The 19863-nt window shown below is 61.8% G+C and carries 19 protein-coding genes; 10 read left to right on the plus strand and 9 right to left on the minus strand.

What is annotated here, in order from left to right; translation table 11 throughout:
- The first annotated feature begins 109 nt into the window (after nt 1-109).
- The 4 genes from dapB to EAO39_RS00385 all read left to right on the plus strand — a co-directional run bounded on the left by dapB (nt 110) and on the right by EAO39_RS00385 (nt 2888).
- A complete protein-coding gene (dapB, locus tag EAO39_RS00370) occupies nt 110-946 on the plus strand; it encodes a 4-hydroxy-tetrahydrodipicolinate reductase (RefSeq protein WP_120965144.1) in 837 nt (278 codons plus the stop codon).
- Between the two features lie 57 nt (nt 947-1003).
- A complete protein-coding gene (locus EAO39_RS00375) occupies nt 1004-1678 on the plus strand; it encodes a MotA/TolQ/ExbB proton channel family protein (RefSeq protein ID WP_120965147.1) in 675 nt (224 codons plus the stop codon).
- 12 nt (nt 1679-1690) lie between these two features.
- Nucleotides 1691-2149: a biopolymer transporter ExbD gene (locus EAO39_RS00380; RefSeq protein ID WP_120965150.1), complete on the plus strand. Its 459-nt coding sequence runs from the start codon at nt 1691-1693 to the stop codon at nt 2147-2149.
- Between the two features lie 361 nt (nt 2150-2510).
- A complete protein-coding gene (locus tag EAO39_RS00385) occupies nt 2511-2888 on the plus strand; it encodes an HPF/RaiA family ribosome-associated protein (protein WP_120965153.1) in 378 nt (125 codons plus the stop codon).
- Nucleotides 2889-3009: 121 nt separating this feature from the next.
- Here EAO39_RS00385 and EAO39_RS00390 read toward each other — a convergent pair whose 3' ends face one another.
- Together EAO39_RS00390 and EAO39_RS00395 are read right to left on the minus strand one after the other, a co-directional pair.
- On the minus strand, nt 3010-4410 hold the full coding sequence (locus EAO39_RS00390; protein WP_120965156.1) for an aspartate ammonia-lyase: 1401 nt from the start codon (nt 4408-4410) through the stop codon (nt 3010-3012).
- 300 nt (nt 4411-4710) lie between these two features.
- Nucleotides 4711-5646 carry a pirin family protein gene (locus tag EAO39_RS00395; protein WP_120965159.1) on the minus strand — a complete coding sequence of 312 codons (936 nt, stop codon included), beginning with the start codon at nt 5644-5646 and terminating at the stop codon, nt 4711-4713.
- Nucleotides 5647-5861: 215 nt separating this feature from the next.
- Here EAO39_RS00395 and EAO39_RS00400 point away from each other — a divergent pair, with 215 nt between their 5' ends.
- Nucleotides 5862-6143 carry a hypothetical protein gene (locus tag EAO39_RS00400; RefSeq protein ID WP_120970517.1) on the plus strand — a complete coding sequence of 94 codons (282 nt, stop codon included), beginning with the start codon at nt 5862-5864 and terminating at the stop codon, nt 6141-6143.
- 61 nt (nt 6144-6204) lie between these two features.
- Here the strand turns inward: EAO39_RS00400 and EAO39_RS00405 are convergent, their stop codons facing one another.
- The 4 genes from EAO39_RS00405 to tkt all read right to left on the minus strand — a co-directional run bounded on the left by EAO39_RS00405 (nt 6205) and on the right by tkt (nt 10802).
- Nucleotides 6205-6606 carry an OsmC family protein gene (locus tag EAO39_RS00405; RefSeq protein ID WP_120965162.1) on the minus strand — a complete coding sequence of 134 codons (402 nt, stop codon included), beginning with the start codon at nt 6604-6606 and terminating at the stop codon, nt 6205-6207.
- Nucleotides 6607-6757: 151 nt separating this feature from the next.
- Entirely contained in the window at nt 6758-7306 is a 549-nt protein-coding gene (locus EAO39_RS00410) for a hypothetical protein (RefSeq protein WP_120965164.1), read from the minus strand.
- Nucleotides 7307-7593: 287 nt separating this feature from the next.
- Complete coding sequence (gene gap / locus EAO39_RS00415; protein WP_120965167.1) at nt 7594-8595, minus strand: type I glyceraldehyde-3-phosphate dehydrogenase; 1002 nt, start codon at nt 8593-8595, stop codon at nt 7594-7596.
- A 149-nt stretch (nt 8596-8744) separates the two neighbouring features.
- Nucleotides 8745-10802, minus strand: coding sequence for a transketolase (gene tkt, locus EAO39_RS00420; protein ID WP_120965170.1), 2058 nt, complete (start codon nt 10800-10802; stop codon nt 8745-8747).
- Nucleotides 10803-10971: 169 nt separating this feature from the next.
- On the opposite strand from tkt, the gene EAO39_RS00425 reads away from it, so the two are divergent.
- From EAO39_RS00425 to pyk, 5 genes are all read left to right on the plus strand, one after another.
- Entirely contained in the window at nt 10972-11751 is a 780-nt protein-coding gene (locus EAO39_RS00425) for a nucleotidyltransferase family protein (protein WP_240466864.1), read from the plus strand.
- A 174-nt stretch (nt 11752-11925) separates the two neighbouring features.
- Nucleotides 11926-12768, plus strand: coding sequence for a TSUP family transporter (locus EAO39_RS00430; RefSeq protein WP_120965173.1), 843 nt, complete (start codon nt 11926-11928; stop codon nt 12766-12768).
- 73 nt (nt 12769-12841) lie between these two features.
- Nucleotides 12842-14224, plus strand: a complete 1383-nt coding sequence (locus EAO39_RS00435) for an aminopeptidase P N-terminal domain-containing protein (RefSeq protein WP_120965176.1) — start codon at nt 12842-12844, stop codon at nt 14222-14224.
- A 16-nt stretch (nt 14225-14240) separates the two neighbouring features.
- A complete protein-coding gene (locus EAO39_RS00440) occupies nt 14241-15017 on the plus strand; it encodes a CPBP family intramembrane metalloprotease (protein WP_120965178.1) in 777 nt (258 codons plus the stop codon).
- 322 nt (nt 15018-15339) lie between these two features.
- A complete protein-coding gene (gene pyk / locus EAO39_RS00445; RefSeq protein WP_120965181.1) occupies nt 15340-16776 on the plus strand; it encodes a pyruvate kinase in 1437 nt (478 codons plus the stop codon).
- Nucleotides 16777-16948: 172 nt separating this feature from the next.
- On the opposite strand, the gene EAO39_RS00450 is transcribed toward pyk, so the two are convergent.
- The 3 genes from EAO39_RS00450 to pyrF form a co-directional block, all read right to left on the minus strand.
- Nucleotides 16949-17932 carry a tripartite tricarboxylate transporter substrate binding protein gene (locus tag EAO39_RS00450; protein ID WP_120965184.1) on the minus strand — a complete coding sequence of 328 codons (984 nt, stop codon included), beginning with the start codon at nt 17930-17932 and terminating at the stop codon, nt 16949-16951.
- A gap of 139 nt (nt 17933-18071) precedes the next feature.
- Complete coding sequence (locus tag EAO39_RS00455; protein WP_120965187.1) at nt 18072-18983, minus strand: LysR substrate-binding domain-containing protein; 912 nt, start codon at nt 18981-18983, stop codon at nt 18072-18074.
- Nucleotides 18984-19001: 18 nt separating this feature from the next.
- Nucleotides 19002-19829 (minus strand): orotidine-5'-phosphate decarboxylase, encoded by an 828-nt coding sequence (gene pyrF / locus EAO39_RS00460; protein ID WP_120965190.1) that lies wholly within the window; start codon nt 19827-19829, stop codon nt 19002-19004.
- Between the last annotated feature and the right edge of the window lie 34 nt (nt 19830-19863).

A 19863-nucleotide genomic window follows, 5' to 3' on the forward strand; every position in this document is an offset into this window, starting at 1 on the left:
TGAGCCGCACCCGGCACGCCACTTCATCCGGACAGCAACGCCGTTCGGCACATCCAGATTTTTCATTCATCCGGCCCCGGCCGGAGACCGACGACAGACCGTAAGCGCCATGACTGCATCCACCGCCAATTCTTCCTCCGCCCGCCAGCGCGTTGCCGTGGCAGGCGCCTCGGGCCGCATGGGCCGCATGCTGATCGAAGCCATTCTGAACAGCCAGGACTGCGAGCTGGCCGCTGCGCTGGATATTGCAGAAAGCCCCGCCATCGGCACCGATCCTTCCGCCTTCCTGGGCCGCCCCAGCGGACTGAAGATCGAAAGCGATCTACGCTCTGCCCTCTCCAAGGCCGACTGCCTGATCGACTTCCCCCGCCCCGAAGGCACGCTGGAACATCTGGCGGTGGCCGCCGAGCTGGGTGTCAAAGTCGTCATCGGCACCACGGGCTTCAGCGATGAGCAAAAAAACCAGCTCGCCGCCTTTGCCCAAAAGACCGCCATCGTGTTCTCGCCCAATATGAGCGTGGGCGTGAACGTGACCTTCAAGCTGCTGGAAATGGCCGCAAAGGCACTGCAAAACAGCGGCTACGACATCGAAATCGTGGAAGCCCATCACAAGCACAAGGTGGATGCGCCTTCGGGCACGGCGCTGAAGATGGGTGAAGTGATCGCCGAAGCCCAGGGCACGAATCTGGCCGACCGCGCCGTATACGAGCGCTACGGCCACACCGGCGAGCGCGTGGAAAACAGCATCGGCTTTGCCACCGTGCGGGGCGGCGACATCGTGGGCGACCACACCGTGCTGTTTGCCGGCACCGGCGATCGCATCGAGATCGCACACAAGTCCAGCAGTCGCGCAGGCTATGCCGCAGGCAGCCTGCGTGCCGTGGGTTACCTGGCCGACAAGAAGACCGGTCAGTACGATATGTACGACGTGCTGAACCTGCGTTGATGCAGTGAACCGAAGGGGCCGCGAGGGCCCCTTTTTTGTTTGTGGAGAGATAGCGCTATGTCTGCAGGACTTTGGCAATGGCTGGCCCAGGGCGACTCCGTCACCCGTGGCACGGCGGCGGTAATGCTGATCATGTCGGTACTCAGCTGGGTCGTCATCCTCTACAAGCTCTGGTTCATGACAGTTGCCCGCCGCTGCATCCCCCAGGCCATGGAAGCTTTCTGGCAGATGCCCGACATCGCCCAGGCCCAGGCCCGCGTCCAAGTGCTGGACAGGCAGGCTCTGGTGCTGCCCATGGTCAACACCCTGTCGGCTGACACTGCCAGGCCCCAGACGACATCGGCACCGCGCCCGCTGGCTGAGCGCGCCGATGCCGGCCTGCGGTTGATGCGCGGCTTGCGCGCGGCTCTGGGCTCGGCCTCACGCCAGTTGCAGTGGGGCCAGACCTTGCTGGCAACCATAGGCGCGACGGCCCCGTTTGTAGGCCTGCTGGGCACGGTCTGGGGCATTCACCATGCGCTGGCCGTGCTGGCAGGTACCGGCCAGGTCGGGATCGAGCAACTGGCCGGTCCCGTGGGCGAAGCGCTGGTGATGACTGCCGCAGGCCTGGCCGTGGCCCTGCCCGCCGTGCTGGCCTACAACCTCATGGGCCGCTCGGCCAGCACGCTGGAGGCTTTGCTGGAAGGTTTTGCCCACGACCTGCAGGCGCAATTCGGGGCAGGCGCTTCATAAACAGGAGCAGGCATGGCATTTGGACGCATGAGCAGCCGCCAGGGTAGCGAGCCACCCATCAACGCCATCAATGTCACGCCACTGGTGGATGTGATGCTGGTGCTGGTGGTGATCTTCATTCTTGCCGCTCCCATGCTGGCCGCCAGCTTGCGCGTGCAACTGCCCAAGGCCGACGCGGCGGCACCGCAATCCAATGTGGCCCGCAGCGATGCACTGATGCTGGAAGTCAACCCGCAAGGCGAGATATGGATTCAGGGTGCAGCAGCGCCCGATGCCGCAGTCCAGCAGCAACTCAAGTCCCTGGGCCAGCGCAATCCGCAGGCCGAAATCCAGCTGCGCGCCGACACCAGCGTGCCTTATGGACGGGTGGTGCAGATCATGGGCTGGGCCCATGCCGCAGGTCTGACACACATAGGCTTTGTGACCGAGGCGGGCACCGACCTAGCGCAGTCCCAGGTTTCACATCCCTGACGACCCGTAAAAGTGGCGAGCAGCTGAAACCAGTCTCCACCGGCATTTTGCGGCCGCTGCAATCTACGCAGTTTTTGCTCCAAACCAATGAAAGCTCAAGAGTCATCCGCGATTGCCGCTATCTTTTTCATTGAGCCCTAGCCAACGATATCGACCGGAGCACAATGCATAAAGTACCTTGTTTCACAGTGGTGTAACAAAACCCGATGGGCAGAAGCAAACTCTGGCGTTACGATGTTTTCGCCAGCTTTTGAGAAGTGCCACCAAGCCACTGAACCGGCCTGATAGCGTTGCTCAAGCAAGCGGCCCCAACAGCTTTTCGCCGCAGAAGCTGCGGCATTTGGTGACTAGGAGGATTTGCATGCAAGTACAGGTTCATGCCGACGATTCCATCCAAGGTGGAGATTCTTTGGCTCAATGGGCGCAGGAGGAGATCAACGCCAAGATGGCCCGCCTGAAAGAGTATGTAGTGCGCGTAGAGGTTTTCCTCACCGGCGTTGACGCCCTCAAGACCACGGGCGGCCCAGGCAAGCGCTGCGTGCTTGAAACCCGGGCTACAGGCCGCCCCCCCATTGCCGTGAACGCAGAAGCGGAAAAGGTCAAGGATGCTTTTAGTGCCGCCATTGAAAAGCTGCGCCGTGCCGTAGAAACCGATCTAGGCAAGGTCAAGGACAAAAATTTGCGCGAGAGCGTACGTGGCGTGGATGACCCCAGTGCGGAGAACACGGCAGTCGCGTGATCTAAGGTGATTTTTGGCTTCAAGCCCTTTGAATTCAGACGCCTGCAGCTATAAAAATCACATCAAATAAAAAGGGCATGTTCATCGCGAACATGCCCTTTTGCATGGGGTACTCAGGTCGTCAAGCCGCAGTCAACGCACCTGCCTGTGTCAGCTTGTCGGCGACCAGCAGCTTTTTCATCTCGGCCTCTCTCATGATGCCCAGCTCCTCAGCCACCAGAGCGATTCGCTTGCCGTTGGCAATCGCGGTCTTGGCGATCTGAGCCGCTTTTTCGTAACCGATCAACGGGTTCAGCGCCGTCACCAGCGTCACCGATTCGGCGATGCGCTCATCCAGCAGGCCCTGGTTCGCCACAATGCCTTCCACACAGTTCACCTGCAGCGTCTTGCAGGCGCTGCACAGATGGGTCAGGCTTTTGTGCAGCGCCCAGGCCATCAGCGGTTCAAAGGCATTGAGCTGCAACTGCCCTGCTTCGACGGCCATGGTGATGGCTGCGTCGTTGCCTATCACCTCAAAGCAGACCTGGTTCATCACCTCGGGAATCACGGGATTGACCTTGCCCGGCATGATGGACGAACCGGCCTGGCGAGCCGGCAGCTTGATGTCGCCAACGCCGGCCTGCGGACCGGAGGACAGCAAACGCAGGTCATTGCTGATCTTGGAGAGTTTGACCGCCACACGCTTCAAGATGCCGGAAATATCGGCAAAAGCACCGGTATCGCCGGTGGCTGCGATCAGGTTGCCCGCCTTGGTGACAGGCACGCCTGAGATTTCTGCCAGAGCTTTCACCACAGCATCCGTGTAGCCCACAGGCGCATTGATGCCGGTGCCAATGGCGGTGCCGCCCATGTTCACCTCAGTCATCAGATAAGCGGATTCGCGCAGGCGCTTTTCATCGTCAGCGATCATGGCGGCAAAGGCGGCGAATTCCTGGCCCAGAGTCATGGGCACGGCATCTTGTAATTGTGTGCGGCCGATCTTGAGAATGTGGGCGAATTCGCTGGCCTTGGCTTCAAAAGCGGCACGCAGCTCGGCCAGGGCGATCATCAGCTTCTGAATGCCAGCATAGGTGGCAAGCTTGACGGCCGTGGGATAGGCATCATTGGTGCTTTGCGAGGCATTGACATGATCGTTGGGGTGAATCACGTCGTAGCTGCCTTTGGGCAATCCCAGGTGCTCGAGGGCACGATTGGCGATCACCTCATTGGCGTTCATATTCGTGGAGGTGCCAGCGCCGCCCTGAATCACATCGACCACGAACTGCTCGTGCAGCTTGCCGGCAATCAGATCGTCACAGGCTTGGGAGATGGCGGTGGCTTGTTTGAGATTGATGGCGGCAAACTGCAGATTGGCCAGTGCCGCAGCCTTTTTGACAAAGGCAAAAGCGCGAATCAACTCGGGCATTTGGGCAACCGAGTGACCGGTGATGGGGAAGTTCTCCACTGCGCGTGCGGAATGAACGCCCCAGTAGGCGTCGGGAGGGATGGTTTTGATGCCGATGAAGTCGTGTTCTTGACGCATGGATCTGCTTTCTTGTTTCAGAGTTGACGATGGCCACGCATGCCGGCAGCGGACGTGGCAACGCCCCGGACGAAAGCGGTGTTGGCGTTCTCGTGCCCGGGGCGTCGGCTGGATTATGAAAGCAGGATTTGCATCAATTCCAACGTTTCATGCATAACAACAAAAAACAGTTCAGCGGTTTTTCGATTGCGCTCAAAATTCAGCAAAAGTCATCAAATAATGGGCAAATGCTTTTAATCCAAGCACATGATGTTTTCATTTCGCACCAATTTGGTGCGAAATGAAAAGCAAATACGGTGTTTATTTCGATGCACGCAGGCTCAGACCTTCAAGAGAAGGTGCGTGCAAAGACGCTAGAGGGGAAGCCACGGGCTTGCCAAAGCGGCGAGGCTGACCATTGATGCTCCCCGCCTGGGTCGCAGTTTCAGTTTCCCATTGTTCGCGGGCCTGCTGCATTTCTTCGGTAGTGCGACCGACAAAGTTCCACCACAGCAAGATGGCTTCCTCCATGGGTTCACCGCCAATCACGATCAAACGGCTACCGGGAGCGCATTCCAGCGCTACGGAGCTGCGGCCCTTGGGCAGATAGATCAACTCCTCCTCGGGCAGCGGCTGGCCTTCCACCAGCACATGACCCGAGAGACTCATGACGGCATGCTCAAAATCCGGGCGCAGCGGCAAGTCGGCGCGGGCATTCTGCTCACCAGCCGCAGCGACCAGATCCACGCCCATCAACGGGCTGTGAACCTCGGCCGGAGCCGTCAAGCCCAGCGCTTCACCGGCCAGCACCGTGGCATCCAAGTCGCCTACACGGGTCTGGGGCAGATCGGGGTAATGCTGAAAGCGCGGCGGACAATTGCGATGGCTCTCGGGCAGGGCAATCCAGAGCTGGGCAGCATGCACAGCCACGGTCTGGCTTTCCTCGGAATGTGCGATGCCGTGTCCTGCCGTCATCAGATTGACTTGACCGGGGCGGATGATTTGCTCGCTGCCCAGGCTGTCGCGATGCAACACCTCGCCTTCGATCATCCAGGTAAAAGTTTGCAAGCCAATGTGAGGATGCGGCCCCACCTGCATACCGGGCGGAGGCGGCTCGGCAGGCCCTGCATGATCGAGAAAACACCAGGCACCGACCTTGCGCAAAGCGCGCTGGGGAATCGCCCGGTGGATGGGGATGCCACCCACATCGGCAATGCGGGTTGGAAGACGTTGTAAGGATGTGGCGGGTGTGCTCATGAAAGATCCTGACGGCAAGGTGTCTTGAGTGTCTGCGCAATCCCGATTTCCGGCAAACAGACGGCAGAATGTATTTTCCCCTTTCAGGCCGTTACAACGCGCCTGATGATTCAGCCATTTGGCTGACAGCCTCAAGCCTTGAGGCTGAATATCGTCAAAGGGTTTGGCAAGACATGCGCCCCAGCGCATCCACCAATTTGCAGGAGGATTCGAAAATGAGCGAACAAAACACCCAGGGCAATCAAATTTCTGCGGTCGAGGTCCAGCAGTACCCTGCACACTTTCAAGCCAAGATCACTGGCAAGGTGGAATATCGCAACGGAGATGGCCCCTCGGAAATCATCCCCCTGGGCACCGAGATGCAGGTGGATACCGCCATTGCCAGCTATGTGCTGTCCTGGGTCGACCCCGAGGATCAGCAGCCCGAAACCGCCTATCTGGCCAAGCGTGAGTTTGAACTGTATGTGGAAGTCGGTGCGCTGGAGTTGACCATCTAAACCACCGCCCGCCTCAGCCAAAGCCCTGCCCTGCAGGGCTTTCGTTTTTGTAGCGCCGACTCTAGGCCAGCTCGGTTGGAATATGGATCTCTCCTTGCAGCAGCTTGTGCACCGGGCAGGCATTGGCTACCTGCAGCAGTCTCTGACGCTGCTCTTCATCCAGCTCACCTCGCAGCGTCACGCGGCGCTTGAGCAGATTGCCCGAAGCGGGGTTGCCATCGGGGTTGAGCTGCACATCCACCTCCACACCCGTTAGCGGCCACTGTTTGCGGTCCGCATACATCTGCAACGTGACGGTGGTGCATGCCGCCAGAGCGGACAGCAGCAGCTGTATGGGATTGGGGGCCGAATCTGCGCCGCCATGCTCTTGCGGCTCATCCACATACCAGGCATGGCCCTGCGGATCGGTGAGAGTGACACGGTAAGAGGTGTCGGTGCTTTGTGCATGTGCGCTATGGACCATGAATGCAATTCTCCGAAGACAAAAGGCCTGCCTACTTTAGGACCACGGCCAGACAGCGGGTGTCAGTTGTACGGTACGGCCTTGTAGGCAATAACATCAATTTGATAGCCTCCATCGCTCTACCGCATTAGATTTCACGGTATTTTTAGCCTCAAAGCTTGGCGGATGCTGCCGCCTCGCGCGCATGCTTGGCTGCCAGCACACGTCGGCGCCAGAGAAACAAGGCCATGGCATAGCCCAGAGTATGGCCGGCCATCAGGCCAAACACCGACATGGTCAGCGGGCTGGCCACGAAGGCATGTAGACCGGATTCTGCCTCTGGCAGCGACCAGACGACTTCCACCACCCGGTAGGCAATGCGTGCCAGAAACAGCAAAGACAAGGCAATGCCCAGATGCGTGTGCGGCGTGTAGTACAGCCCTTGCGGCGTGGGTTCGAGCCAGGTTTGCAGCCATGCCCAGCGCGACAGCAGACTGCCCGCAACCAAACCGCCGGCCAATGCCATCAAGGCATGCCACTGGCCCCAGGCGGGCCAGACAATGAGGCTCAGCAGCAGGGTGTAAATGCCCATGCTCACCCATGGCCGGTAGCGGCTGGTGCGTTGGCGCCCTACCAGCCGCTTGTAACGCGAGTGCAGCCGCCAAGCCAGCAGGGGTAGCAGCACGATCAGGGTTGCGGCGGAGGAAGGATGAACAGCCATATGGGCTCGGCAAGTGCGGACAAGACCCCAGTTTCATTGCTTAGGCGCATGGCTGCAAGCGCTGATGGCACCTTGGCTTTTGCCACACCTGGAAGCCTTGATCTAACTATTATTTTTGCAGCGCAAACTGCTTGCCAAATCAACACTGGATGCTTATTCATGGCAGATTTTCCGCAACCATGCGCAGCACAAGAAAAAAAGCCAGCAAGGCGTCCCCTGCTGGCTTTTTTTGATAGCTACAGGCGCTTGTCAATCAAGCCCCAAGCCGTGTTTGCGAGTAATCGAGATTACTTGGCAGCGGCCACGCGCACCATTTCCAGGCACTTGTTGGAGTAGCCCCATTCGTTGTCGTACCAGGACACGACCTTCACGAAAGTCTTGTCCAGGGCGATACCGGCTTCGGCATCGAACACGGAAGTGCAGGTCTCACCACGGAAGTCGGTGGCAACCACCTTGTCTTCGGTGTAGCCCAGCACGCCCTTCAGAGCGCCTTGGGACTGGGCCTTCATTTCGGCGCAGATTTCTTCGTAAGTGGCTTCGCTGTTCAGTTCCACGGTCAGATCGACCACGGACACGTCAGACGTAGGCACGCGGAAGGACATGCCGGTCAGCTTCTTGTTCAGCTCGGGAATCACCACGCCCACGGCCTTGGCTGCGCCAGTGCTGGAAGGAATGATGTTTTCCAGAATGCCGCGGCCGCCGCGCCAGTCCTTGTTGGAAGGACCGTCCACGGTCTTTTGCGTGGCAGTGGCAGCGTGCACGGTAGTCATCAGGCCGCGCTTGATGCCCCACTTGTCGTTCAGCACCTTGGCCACGGGAGCCAGGCAGTTGGTGGTGCACGAAGCGTTGGAGATGATGGCTTCGCCCTTGTAAGTTTCGTGGTTCACGCCGAACACGAACATGGGAGTGTCGTCCTTGGAAGGAGCCGACAGAATCACCTTCTTGGCGCCAGCGTCGATGTGCTTCTGGGCGGTTTCCTTGGTCAGGAACAGGCCGGTGGATTCGATCACGATGTCGGCGCCGACTTCGTTCCACTTCAGAGCTGCGGGGTCGCGCTCTTGGGTCAGGCGGATCTTCTTGCCGTTGACGACCAGGGTGTTGCCTTCAACCGAAACTTCGCCGTCAAAACGGCCGTGCACGCTGTCGTACTTCAGCATGTAAGCCAGGTAGTCGGGCTCGAGCAAGTCGTTGATGCCGACGATTTCGATGTCCGAGAAGTTTTGCACTGCAGAGCGCAGCACGTTGCGGCCGATGCGGCCAAAACCGTTGATGCCTACCTTGATCGTCATAGTTGCCTCGTAGATGGTTGGATAGTGAAAAAAACAAAAACCGGGGCGATTGTGCCCGGACTGGCTAGCTGGCCGCCTCGTCCGGATGGCTCAAAGCGCGCATGGAGCAGCACTTTTGCCGTAAAAAAGGGGCACGAGGCCCCTTTTGCTTACTTGCCAGCGTTCTGCAGAGCGACCTGCACGGTGTCGGCAACATTCTCGGCGGTGAAGCCGAAGTGCTTGAACAGCACGGGAGCAGGAGCCGATTCGCCGTAGGAGTCGATACCGACCACGGCAGCGCAGCCGTACTTCCACCAGAAGTCGGTCACGCCCATTTCCACGGCCACGCGGGGCAGACCTGCGGGCAGCACGGCCTTCTTGTACTTCACGTCCTGCTTGTCGAAGGTCGTGGTGCTGGGCATGGAGACCACGCGCACGGCGATCTTGCGCTCGGCCAGCAGCTTCTGGGCAGCGATAGCCAGTTGCACTTCGGAACCGGTGGCGATGATGACCGCCTGGGCCTTCTTCTTGAAGCCGATGTCCTTGGGCTCGCTCAGCACGTAGGCGCCGCAGGCGATGTTGTCCAGCGCGTCTTCGCTCTTGGCTGCATAGGCCAGGTTCTGGCGGCTCAGCAGCATGGCGGTGGGCTTGTTCTTCTGGCTCAGAGCCACGGTCCAGGCCACGGCGGTTTCCGTGGTGTCGGCGGGACGCCACACGTCCAGACCAGGGATCAGGCGCAGCGAAGCCGCGTGCTCGATGGACTGGTGGGTAGGACCGTCTTCACCCAGACCGATGGAGTCATGCGTGAACACATGGATCACGCGCTGCTTCATCAGCGCGGCCATGCGGATGGCGTTGCGGCTGTAGTCGGAGAAGGTCAGGAAAGTGCCGCCGTAAGGGATGTAGCCGCCGTGCAGCGCCACACCGTTCATGATGGCAGCCATGCCGAACTCGCGCACACCATAGTTGATGTGGCGGCCGATCTGGCCTTCTTCGGTCTTGACCACAGCACCCTTGTCATCCACGCGGAAAGCGGGGGTGGACTTGGTGTTGGTCAGGTTGGAGCCGGTCAGGTCGGCAGAGCCGCCCAGCAGTTCGGGCAAAGCTGCCGTCAGTCCTTCCAGGGCCAGCTGGCTGGCCTTGCGGCTGGCCACGGTGGCGCCGGCGTCATGGGCGTCGGAAGCGATCTTGGCGGCGGTTTCCAGGAAGTTGGCAGGCAGATCACCGGCCATGCGGCGGGGGAAGTTGGCAGCCAGTTCGGGGAAGGCCTTGGCGTAAGCGGCGAACTTCTCGTTCCAGGCGGCTTCCGTCTTGGCACCCTGGTCCTTGGCATCCCAGTCGGCGTACACGTCGGCAGGGATTTCGAAGGGAGCGGCGGTCCAGCCCAGCGCAGCGCGGGTCAGCGCGATTTCTTCGGCACCCAGAGGTTCGCCGTGGGCCTTGGCGGTGTCCTGGCGGTTGGGCGAGCCCTTACCGATGTGGGTCTTGCAGCAGATCAGCGTGGGCTTGTCGGCGCTTTGCTTGGCGGCGGCGATGGCAGCGTCCACAGCGTCCACGTTGTGGCCGTCCACGCCCTTGATCACGTTCCAGCCGTAGGCTTCAAAACGGGCGGGCGTGTTGTCGCCAAACCAGGGAGCGACCTTGCCGTCGATGGAGATGCCATTGTCGTCCCACAGGGCGATCAGCTTGTTCAGCTTCCAGGCGCCAGCCAGAGCGGCGGCTTCGTGCGAGATGCCTTCCATCAGGCAACCGTCGCCCAGGAACACGAAGGTGTGGTGATCCACGATGTCGTGCTGAACCTTGCCTTCGGTCTTGTTGAACTCGGCAGCCAGCAGCTTTTCAGCCAGGGCAAAGCCCACGGCATTGGTGATGCCCTGGCCCAGAGGGCCGGTGGTGGTTTCCACGCCGGGAGTCACGCCCACTTCGGGGTGACCGGCGGTCTTGCTGTGCAGCTGGCGGAAGTTCTTCAGCTCTTCGATGGGCAGGTTGTAGCCCGAGAGGTGCAGCAGACCGTAAATCAGCATGGAGCCGTGGCCGTTCGACAGAATGAATCGGTCGCGGTTAGCCCAGTGCGGGTTCACGGGATTGTGCTGGAGGTGGCGGCTCCACAGCGCAACCGCCATGTCGGCCATGCCCATGGGGGCGCCGGGGTGGCCGGAATTGGCTTGTTGAACGGCATCCATTGCGAGTGCACGGATTGCATTCGCCATTTGTTGAGTGTTGGCCATCAGGGCGCTCCATCAAGGAGGGTGTAATTCGGGTAAGCCCGCCATTTTAAAGGAGGCCGGATTTTCTTAGGCAGTCTGCGGGTCAATGCACTACAGTTCCGCCCAAGAACTGCACTGTTTCGCCCGCTTTCCGGCACTCGGTGCGCACCGAAAAAACTGCTGTCTGCGCATGACTACCGCCACCTCCCTGCCCCACGCTTCGCCCTTTGTTCAGCCTCCTGCCATGCTGCTGGCCGCAGGCCGTGGCGAGCGCATGCGGCCGCTGACCGACGTCACGCCCAAGCCCTTGCTGACCGTGCAAGGCCTGCCCTTGCTGCAACACCATATGCAGGCGCTGGCACAAGCTGGCGTGCCGCGCGCCGTGATCAACACCGGCTGGCTGGGCGAGCAGATTCCCGCCTATTTCTCCAATGCTTTTGCTTTCAGCCCCAAGGCGCAAGAGCGTAAGCAGCTCTCACTTTCATACTCCACCGAGCCCGCACAGGCGTTTGAGACCGCCGGCGGCATCAGCCGCGCGCTGCCCCAGCTGGCCGAGGTGTTCTGGCTGGCCGCAGGCGATGTCTATGCGCCGGACTTTGACTTTCCCGCAGCGGCCGCCCAGGCCTTTGCGCAAAGCAGTCAGCTGGCCCATCTGTGGCTGGTGCCCAACCCGGCCCACAACCCGCGTGGCGACTTCGGCCTGAGCGAAGCGGGTCTGGCCATGGATTTGCCCGAGGGCGATACCCGGGCGCGCTACACCTACAGCACAATTGCGCTGCTCAAAGCCGAGCTGTTTGCCCAGCCCTGGTTTGACCTGCCTCCAGGCAACCCCCAAGGCCTGCGCGCGCCCCTGGCCCCGCTGCTGCGCCTGGCCATGCGCGAAGGCCGGGTGGGCGCCTCGCTGTACAGCGGACGCTGGACCGATGTGGGCACGCCCGAGCGGCTGGAGCGGCTCAACCGCCCCGATTAAAAAAACCTCTATAGCCTTTTTTGATATTGCACATGAAGCTATACAAACAATAGCAATCTGCCATCAACGGGACAAAGACCGCCGATGATTGGCATGACAAGCATCTGCTATTCTTGGCGGTCATTTTGAAGGGCCGCCAGACGCAGCATCGCTTGCGAGGACCTGGCATGCGTGATGCACATTGTTTTTTTCCTGGCCCTGGTCGCTCTGGCCACGTTCTGCCAGAACCTGACCGGCTTTGCCTTCGGGCTGATTTTTGTCGGCATCGCCGGCGCCACGCACTTGTTGAGCATCAGCGATGCGGCCAACGTGGCCTGTCTGCTGTCCCTGGTCAATGGCGTGAGCTATCTGCGCGTGCACCGCTTCACGCCCCAGTGGGATCTGCTCAAACCCATGCTGCTCAGCAGTGTGATCGGCGTGGTGGGCGGCGTGGTGTTACTGCACTGGCTCAGCGGCAATGCACTGAACGGCTTGCGCATGCTGCTGGGCCTGGCCATTGTGTTGTGCGCCCTGCTGCTGTTGCTGCAAAAACAGGCACAAGCCCAGTTGTCGGGCAGCACCTCGCTGTGGTTGGCCGGCCTGTCCTCCGGCGTGCTGGGCGGCCTGTTCGCCACCCCGGGCCCGCCCATGGTCTATCACCTGTATCGCCAGCCCTTCGACCGCCTGCTGGTGCGCCACTGCCTGTTTTCCATGTTTATCACCTGCGCTCTGCTGCGCCTGGTCATGGTGGCCGCCGACGGGCAGATCACCATGCCGGTGCTGCTGTGGTCAAGCATGGCTTTTCCCGTGGTCACGCTGGTGACCTGGGTCTGCGCCAAATATCCGCCCGCCATTCCCAGGCGGATAGTGGAGTGGATGGTCTGCAGCCTGCTGATTCTCTCGGGAGTGAGTCTGCTGGTTTCCGGCTGGCAGGCGGGCGAGCCCGAGCCGGTGGTGCCGGACAACGAGACCGCCAGCCTGCCCGTGCCATCCCATCTGGCCGCCGCCAGGCTGACGGCACCGGTCTCCACGCCGTAGTCCCCGGGCGCTATCGACATAACTTGTATATGTAAGTTGATGTACAGAGCGCTTCCGGCATTACGATAGCCGGATGACTTCTGTTTATGCCCAACGCCGCGCACGCTTGGCCGCCCAGTTGGGCGACGGCGGTGTCGCCATCATCCCCACCGCTCCCGAGTTGCACCGCAACCGTGATACCGAGTATCTGTACCGCCACGACAGTTACTTCTACTACCTCACGGGCTTTAGCGAGCCCAATGCCTGCCTGGTGCTGACCAGCGACGGCCAGAGCGTGCTGTTTTGCCAGCCCAAGGATCTGGAGCGGGAAGTCTGGACCGGCATCCGCCTGGGCCCGCAAGCCGCTGTCGAGCAGCTGGAGGTAGAACAAGCCTATTCCAGCGACGAGATCGACACCCGCCTGCCGCGCCTGCTGGAAAACCGCGACCGCGTCTGGTTCCCGTTTGCCACCCACCAAGGTCTGGCCGAGCGGGTCGAAGGCTGGCTCTCCCAGGTGCGCGGCCGTACGCGCTTTGGTGTGATCTGCCCCACGCAGCAAGGCGATCTGTGCGCCCTGCTCGACGAGATGCGCTTGTTCAAGGACGCGCACGAGCTGGACATCATGCGCCGCGCCAGCGCCATCAGCGCCCGCGCCCATATCCGCGCCATGCAACGCTCGGCGCAGATGATTCGCAGCGGCCAGGAGGTGCGTGAATACCATCTGGATGCCGAGCTGCTGCACGAATTCCGCCAGCACGGCTCGCAATACGTGGCCTACGGCTCCATCGTCGCCGCAGGAGCCAACGCCTGCGTGCTGCACTATCAGGCCGACAAGGCACTGGTTCGCCCCGGCGAGCTGGTGCTGATCGATGCCGGCTGCGAGCTCGACAGCTATGCCAGCGACATCACCCGCACCTTCCCGGCCAATGGCCAATTCAGCGGCCCGCAGCGCGCCCTCTACGATCTGGTGCTGGCCAGCCAGGAAGCGGCGGTCGCCGTCACCAAGGCCGGCAATCGCTTCAACGACCCGCACGACGCCACCGTGGCCGTGCTGGCCCAGGGCATGCTGGATCTGGGTCTGCTGGACAAGCGCAAATACGGCACGGCGCAGGACGTGATCGATTCGCGCGCCTATTTCCAGTTCTATATGCACCGTACCGGCCACTGGCTGGGCATGGATGTACACGACTGCGGCAGCTATGTGGAGCCCACGGAGCTGGGCGTGCTCAGCGAGCGCAAGGACCCGATCTCGGGCGAAATCATCGCCAACCGCCCCAGCCGCATTTTGCGAGCCGGCATGGTGACTACCGTCGAGCCCGGCATCTATGTGCGCCCGGCCCCCGGCGTGCCCGAGCAGTTTCACAACATCGGCATCCGGATTGAAGACGATGCCGTGGTGACCGACACCGGCTGCGAGCTTATCACCCGCGGCGTGCCTGTCGATGCCGATGAAATCGAAGCGCTGATGCGCGACTGAAAGCAGCACCGTCCCTATGACCCAAGCCACGGACCCACTCGCCGAGTACGCTCCCACCCCGAAGCAGAATCGGCGCGTGAGCATGGTGCTGTGGCTGCTGGGTCTGCCGGGTTTGCTGTCGCTGCCCAAGTCGGTGCTGCCGCAGTGGCTGCCCCACAGCCACGACAGCGCACAGCTGCCTCTGGCGCACTGGCTGACCATGGGCGCACTGGCCCTGCTGTTGGCCGTATCCGTGAGCGTGGGCCAGCGTCTGGGCTCGTATGTGGGCCTGAGCGCGCCCCTGCTCCATATCGGACTCAGCGGGCGCTCTCCCTGGCGGGCCATCCGTTTTCTGAGCCTGCCCGGCATTGCCGGCGGGGTTGCAGGAGCGGCCTGGCTGGTCACACTGGCCGTGCTCTGGCCCGAGAGCCTGTCCGTGGTCGATCCCGTCTATGCCATGCCGCTGCTGCCCAAGCTGCTGTATGGCGGCATCACCGAAGAGCTGCTGCTGCGCTATGGCGGCCTGTCTCTGGTGATGTGGCTGCTGTGGCGCCTGACCGGCGACTCCCAGCGCCGCCCCGGCTGGCGGCTGGGCTGGTTCGCGGTCATTGTCACGGCCCTGATCGTGGGCTCGCTACCCCTGCTCATGTCCTGGTCGCTGCTGGGCTCCATGAGCACCGGCGTGCTGGTGCAGCTGCTGCTGTGCGACATCGTCTACGGCGTCATGGCGGGCTTCATCTTCTGGCGCTATGGCATAGAAGCGGCCATCCTGGCCCATGTGATTTCCTATCTGCTTTCGCACGGGCTGGTCTGAGCGGCAGCGCGAGCGCAGCGCCATTGCCAGCTTGCGGGGCAAAACTGTTTCAACGCGGCGTTTGCCGCAACGCAGCAAGCCTGGCGTCGGTCTGGAATTTCTCCTCTGACGCTTCTATTTTTGAAGCATCTATTGCTTATGAATCAATGGCTTCAATAGATTTTCATCTTTGAACTATTGAACAGCATGCGCTAGACGCTATTGTTTCGGATGATTTCCGGGGTCTTGTAAAGCGCCCTGACTCGCACAATGATGCAGCCATGTAACCGCTTCCGTGCAAGAATTGAAACCTAATTACATCCCTTCGCTAGAGAGACATTCCATGCAAGTTCGTCGTGCTACCAAGATCGTCGCCACCCTGGGTCCGGCATCGAGTGACCCACAGCTGCTCGAGCAAATGGTGCGCGAAGGCGTGAACGTCGTGCGCCTGAATTTCAGCCACGGCAAGGCGCAAGACCATATCGACCGCGCCATCATGGTGCGTGAAGCCGCCCAGCGCGCCGGCCGCGAAGTCGCCATCATGGCCGACCTGCAAGGCCCCAAGATCCGCGTCGGCAAGTTTGCCGAAGGCAAGGTCATGCTCGAGCCCGGCGAACGCTTCGTGCTGGACGCCTCGCGTACCGAGCCAGGCGACATCAACGGCGTGGGCCTTGACTACAAGGAGCTGCCCCGCGATGTGAAGGCCGGCGACGTGCTGCTGCTCAACGACGGCCTGATCGTGCTCATCGTTGACGCCGTGCGCGGCGAAGAGGTGCACACCATCGTCAAGCTGGGTGGCGAGCTGTCCAACAACAAGGGCATCAACAAGCAAGGCGGCGGCCTCACCGCCCCCGCGCTGACCGCCAAGGACATGGAAGACATCAAGACCGCCATGTCCTTCCAGGCCGACTATGTGGCCGTGAGCTTTCCCAAGAACGCCACCGACATGGAAATGGCCCGCCAGCTGTGCAACGTGGCCGCTGCCCAGTACGGTCACAAGCCTGGTCTGATCGCCAAGATCGAGCGCGCCGAAGCCATTCCCCGCCTGGAAGAAATTCTCAAGGTCTCCGACGGCATCATGGTCGCCCGTGGCGATCTGGCCGTGGAAGTGGGCAATGCCGCCGTGCCGGCCCTGCAAAAGAAGATGATCCGCATGGCGCGCGACATGGACAAGGTGGCGATCACCGCGACCCAGATGATGGAGAGCATGATCACCAACCCCGTGCCCACCCGCGCCGAGGTCAGCGACGTGGCCAACGCCGTGCTGGACGGCACTGATGCCGTGATGCTCAGCGCAGAAACTGCGGCCGGCAAGTACCCGCTGGAGACCGTGCGCGAAATGGCAGCCATCTGCGCCGCCGCCGAAGCCGCCGAAGACCGCGTCAAGGATGCCGACTTCAGCAATGCCCACTTCAAGCGCACCGACCAGGCGATTGCCATCGGCGCCCTGTTCACCGCCCACCATCTGGGTGCCAAGGCCATCGTGGCCATGACCGACAGCGGCTCCACCGCCCTGTGGATGAGCCGTCACCGCATCCACATCCCCATCTACGCTCTGACGCCACGCCTGGCGACCCAGCGCAAGATGGCGCTGTACCGCAACGTCAGCCCCCTGCTGATGGACACCAGCGCCGACCGCGATACCGCTCTGGATCAGGCCAAGGGCCATCTGCTGATGCGCGGCATTGTGCAGTCGGGCGATGTCTACGCCATCACTTGCGGCGAGCCCATGGGCCAGCCGGGCGGCACCAACATGCTCAAAATCTGCCGGGTTGAATAAGCCCCCCTGAGCGGCTTTGCCGCTTCCCCCGAGGGGGACGGCATCTTCGCTGCGAGGCGGCTCTTGCTCGATGCCTCTGAGTTAAAGCATGCCTCATCAAAAAAAGCTGCCAGCGCTTATCAATCAAGCGTTGGCAGCTTTTTTTGATAGCAGCGCCAGGCGCTGCTCTGCATCAGTTCTCGATCTTGGCGAACTGGACAATCTTGCTGTACTTGGCGATTTCGGCATTGATGTACTTGCCGGCATCCACCTTGGGATCGGCCACCACGTTGCCGGTTTCTTCCATCTTCTTGCGGAACTCGGGCGAGGCCATGGTCTCGTCCAGTGCCTTCTTGAGCTTGGCGGCGATAGGTGCGGGCAGGCCCTTGGGTGCCATCATCGCAAACCAGCTGTTGATGTCCACATGCTTGAACTGGGGCAGTTCGGACAGAGCAGGAATATCGGGGGTGATGGCCGAGCGCTTGGCTTCGGTCGTACCCAGAGCCACCACCTTGCCGGCCTTGATCTGGGGCAGACCGCTGGACAGCACAAACATGCCGAACTCGATGTTGTTGCCCACCAGATCGGTGGTCAGCGGTGCCACGCCCTTGTAAGGGACATGGGTCATGGCCAGCTTGCCCTGTTCCTTGATCAGCTCGCCGGCCAGGTGCAAGGCCGTGCCCACGCCGGAGCTGCCGTAGCTGAATTTCTCGGGGTTCTTGCTGACCAGGCTCACAAACTCGGCAGCGTTCTTCACGCCAGCCTTGTGCGAGGCCACCAGCACCATGGGCTGGGAGCCGACCAGACCGATGGGAGTGAAGTCGCCGATGTTGTACTTCACGGCCTTGTTGATCAGCTTGGCAATGGCCAGCTCGTTGTTGGCGCCCACCATGATGGTGTAGCCGTCAGCGGCAGCCTTGGCCACTTTTTGCGCACCGATGGCACCACCGGCGCCGCCCACGTTTTCCACCACCACGGGCTGGCCCAGGCGGGTGGACAGGCCATCGGCCACCAGACGGCCCACCAGATCGGTGCTGCCGCCTGCGGGGTAGCCCACAACCATGGTGATGGCGCGGCTGGGGTAGTTGTCGGCCGCCAGCGCGGGCACGGCGGCAGAGGCAGCCAGCATCAGGCCTGCGGCCATGGCGGAGCGACGGGAGATTTTTGTGTTTTGCATGGAGCTATTCCGAATCTGTATGACGCCGATTGTGCGAACACCGAGAAAGACATTTGGTGCCGATACAGCACGAACAGGTGCTGATTGGGCACTATAAAGGCGATGGACCGCTGTCCGGCAGGTCCAGAACCCGCATGCGCTAGCCGGGCTGGGTGATATCGCTCCAGAACTGCTCGGCCGCCGCACCCAGATGGCGCTTGGGCCGGTATAGCCGCACGTCGAAGTGCACGTCCAGGCTGCTGTCGCCCGCCAGGGCCAGACGGCCGGCCTGGCAATCGCGCTGCACCATGGACCAGGGCATCCAGGCCACGCCCAGGCCTTTGAGCACGTACTCGTAATTGGCATCGGCCGAATCACATTCAATGCAGCGGCGCAGACGCGGCGTGAGCGGATTGTTGCTGAGGTAATCCTCCACCAGCCGCCCCAGGGCCATGCTGCGCGAGAACGCCAGATAAGGCACCGCGCTGGCCCCCGGCTGCTGGCTGCCGGCCAGATGGAACAGCGCCCGGCCGTCGGCATCGGCCCGCGCCACCGGCACCAGCTTGTCGTGCGCCACGGTGAGATAGCTGAACTGGCGGCCGTCCAGCCGCACGGCAATGGCCGCATGGTGGTAGAGCAGGGAAAAGCTCACCTCCCCGCGCTGCAGCATGGCCACGGCTTCATCCAGCGTGCGGGTGATGACGCGCATCTGCGCCGTCTGCAGCACCGCGCTGTAGCGGGCCAACCAGTCCGCCACGATGGTGCGTGCCAGCGTGCGGCCTGTGACCAGGGTGATCACATGGGCTTGGCGCCCGGCCACGGCCTGCAGCTCGTCGTGCGACTGGGCCAGCATGCGCACCATCTGCTCGGCGGTATCGCGAAAGGCCTCGCCCGCAGGCGTCAGGCGCACGGCGCCGCTGCCCGGCTCGATCAGCGCCGTGCCCGCCCAGGCCTCCAGCGCACGGATGCGGCGGCCAAAAGCCGGATGGGTGACATGGCGCAGCTCTGCCGCACGGGTGAAGCTGCGCTCCTGGGCCAGGAGCAAAAAGTCTTCCAGCCATTTGCCTTGCATGGCCAGCGACCCGGTCCGTCAGGCCTTGGCGGCCGCTTGCAGCATGGCACGCGTGGCCATGGCGGCCTGACGAGCCGCCGCAGCAAAGTCGTCACCCTGTGAGGCGTACAGAATGGCGCGCGAGGAATTGATGATGATGGGGCCGCCGCCGATGCGGGCCGCCTTCACCGTCGCCACGGCATCGCCGCCCTGGGCGCCCACGCCGGGAATCAGCAGGGGCAGCGTGGGGGCCACGGCGCGCACGCGCTCGATCTCGTGCGGGCGGGTGGCGCCCACCACCAGACCCAGCTGGCCGTTGGTATTCCACGGGCCCTGAGCCAGCTTGGCCACATGTTCGAACATCTGGGGGTTGCCGGGCACATCGGCCAGGGTTTGCGCCTGCAGATCGTCACCGCCGGGGTTGGAGGTGCGGCACAGCAGGAAAGCGCCCTTGCCTTCGTACTTCAGATAAGGCGTGATCGAGTCAAAGCCCATGAAGGGCGACAGGGTCACGGCGTCGGCGCCGTAGCGCTCAAAAGCTTCCTTGGCGTACTGCTCGGCAGTGGAGCCGATGTCGCCGCGCTTGGCATCCAGAATCACCGGCACATGAGGTGCCACGCGGCGCATATGCGCCATCAGCTTTTCCAGCTGGTCTTCGGCGCGGTGGGCGGCAAAGTAGGCAATCTGGGGCTTGAAGCTGTTCACCAGATCATGGGTGGCATCGACAATGGCCGCGCAAAACTCGTAGATCCTGGAGGCGTCGCCCTGCATGGCACCGGGAAAGCGGCTGGGTTCGGGGTCCAGACCCACGCAAAGCATGGATTCGTTGCGCGTGGACGCGTCGCGCAGCATGTCGAGGAAAGTCATGAGGGGCGATTTTAATTGTTCGCCTCTTCCAAGA

Source organism: Comamonas sp. lk (assembly GCF_900564145.1).
GTDB lineage: Bacteria > Pseudomonadota > Gammaproteobacteria > Burkholderiales > Burkholderiaceae_C > Comamonas.

Bases quoted from the DNA above. Each gene is read 5' to 3' on its own strand.
- EAO39_RS00425 (WP_240466864.1), top strand. From the start codon at position 10,972: ATGACTACCGCCACCTCCCTGCCCCACGCTTCGCCCTTTGTTCAGCCT.
- EAO39_RS00440 (WP_120965178.1), top strand. From the start codon at position 14,241: ATGACCCAAGCCACGGACCCACTCGCCGAGTACGCTCCCACCCCGAAG.
- EAO39_RS00435 (WP_120965176.1), top strand. From the start codon at position 12,842: ATGACTTCTGTTTATGCCCAACGCCGCGCACGCTTGGCCGCCCAGTTG.
- EAO39_RS00380 (WP_120965150.1), top strand. From the start codon at position 1,691: ATGGCATTTGGACGCATGAGCAGCCGCCAGGGTAGCGAGCCACCCATC.
- EAO39_RS00410 (WP_120965164.1), bottom strand. From the start codon at position 7,306: ATGGCTGTTCATCCTTCCTCCGCCGCAACCCTGATCGTGCTGCTACCC.
- EAO39_RS00405 (WP_120965162.1), bottom strand. From the start codon at position 6,606: ATGGTCCATAGCGCACATGCACAAAGCACCGACACCTCTTACCGTGTC.
- EAO39_RS00385 (WP_120965153.1), top strand. From the start codon at position 2,511: ATGCAAGTACAGGTTCATGCCGACGATTCCATCCAAGGTGGAGATTCT.
- tkt (WP_120965170.1), bottom strand. From the start codon at position 10,802: ATGGCCAACACTCAACAAATGGCGAATGCAATCCGTGCACTCGCAATG.
- EAO39_RS00400 (WP_120970517.1), top strand. From the start codon at position 5,862: ATGAGCGAACAAAACACCCAGGGCAATCAAATTTCTGCGGTCGAGGTC.
- EAO39_RS00430 (WP_120965173.1), top strand. From the start codon at position 11,926: ATGCACATTGTTTTTTTCCTGGCCCTGGTCGCTCTGGCCACGTTCTGC.
- pyk (WP_120965181.1), top strand. From the start codon at position 15,340: ATGCAAGTTCGTCGTGCTACCAAGATCGTCGCCACCCTGGGTCCGGCA.
- EAO39_RS00455 (WP_120965187.1), bottom strand. From the start codon at position 18,983: ATGCAAGGCAAATGGCTGGAAGACTTTTTGCTCCTGGCCCAGGAGCGC.
- EAO39_RS00395 (WP_120965159.1), bottom strand. From the start codon at position 5,646: ATGAGCACACCCGCCACATCCTTACAACGTCTTCCAACCCGCATTGCC.
- EAO39_RS00390 (WP_120965156.1), bottom strand. From the start codon at position 4,410: ATGCGTCAAGAACACGACTTCATCGGCATCAAAACCATCCCTCCCGAC.
- gap (WP_120965167.1), bottom strand. From the start codon at position 8,595: ATGACGATCAAGGTAGGCATCAACGGTTTTGGCCGCATCGGCCGCAAC.
- EAO39_RS00375 (WP_120965147.1), top strand. From the start codon at position 1,004: ATGTCTGCAGGACTTTGGCAATGGCTGGCCCAGGGCGACTCCGTCACC.
- pyrF (WP_120965190.1), bottom strand. From the start codon at position 19,829: ATGACTTTCCTCGACATGCTGCGCGACGCGTCCACGCGCAACGAATCC.
- EAO39_RS00450 (WP_120965184.1), bottom strand. From the start codon at position 17,932: ATGCAAAACACAAAAATCTCCCGTCGCTCCGCCATGGCCGCAGGCCTG.
- dapB (WP_120965144.1), top strand. From the start codon at position 110: ATGACTGCATCCACCGCCAATTCTTCCTCCGCCCGCCAGCGCGTTGCC.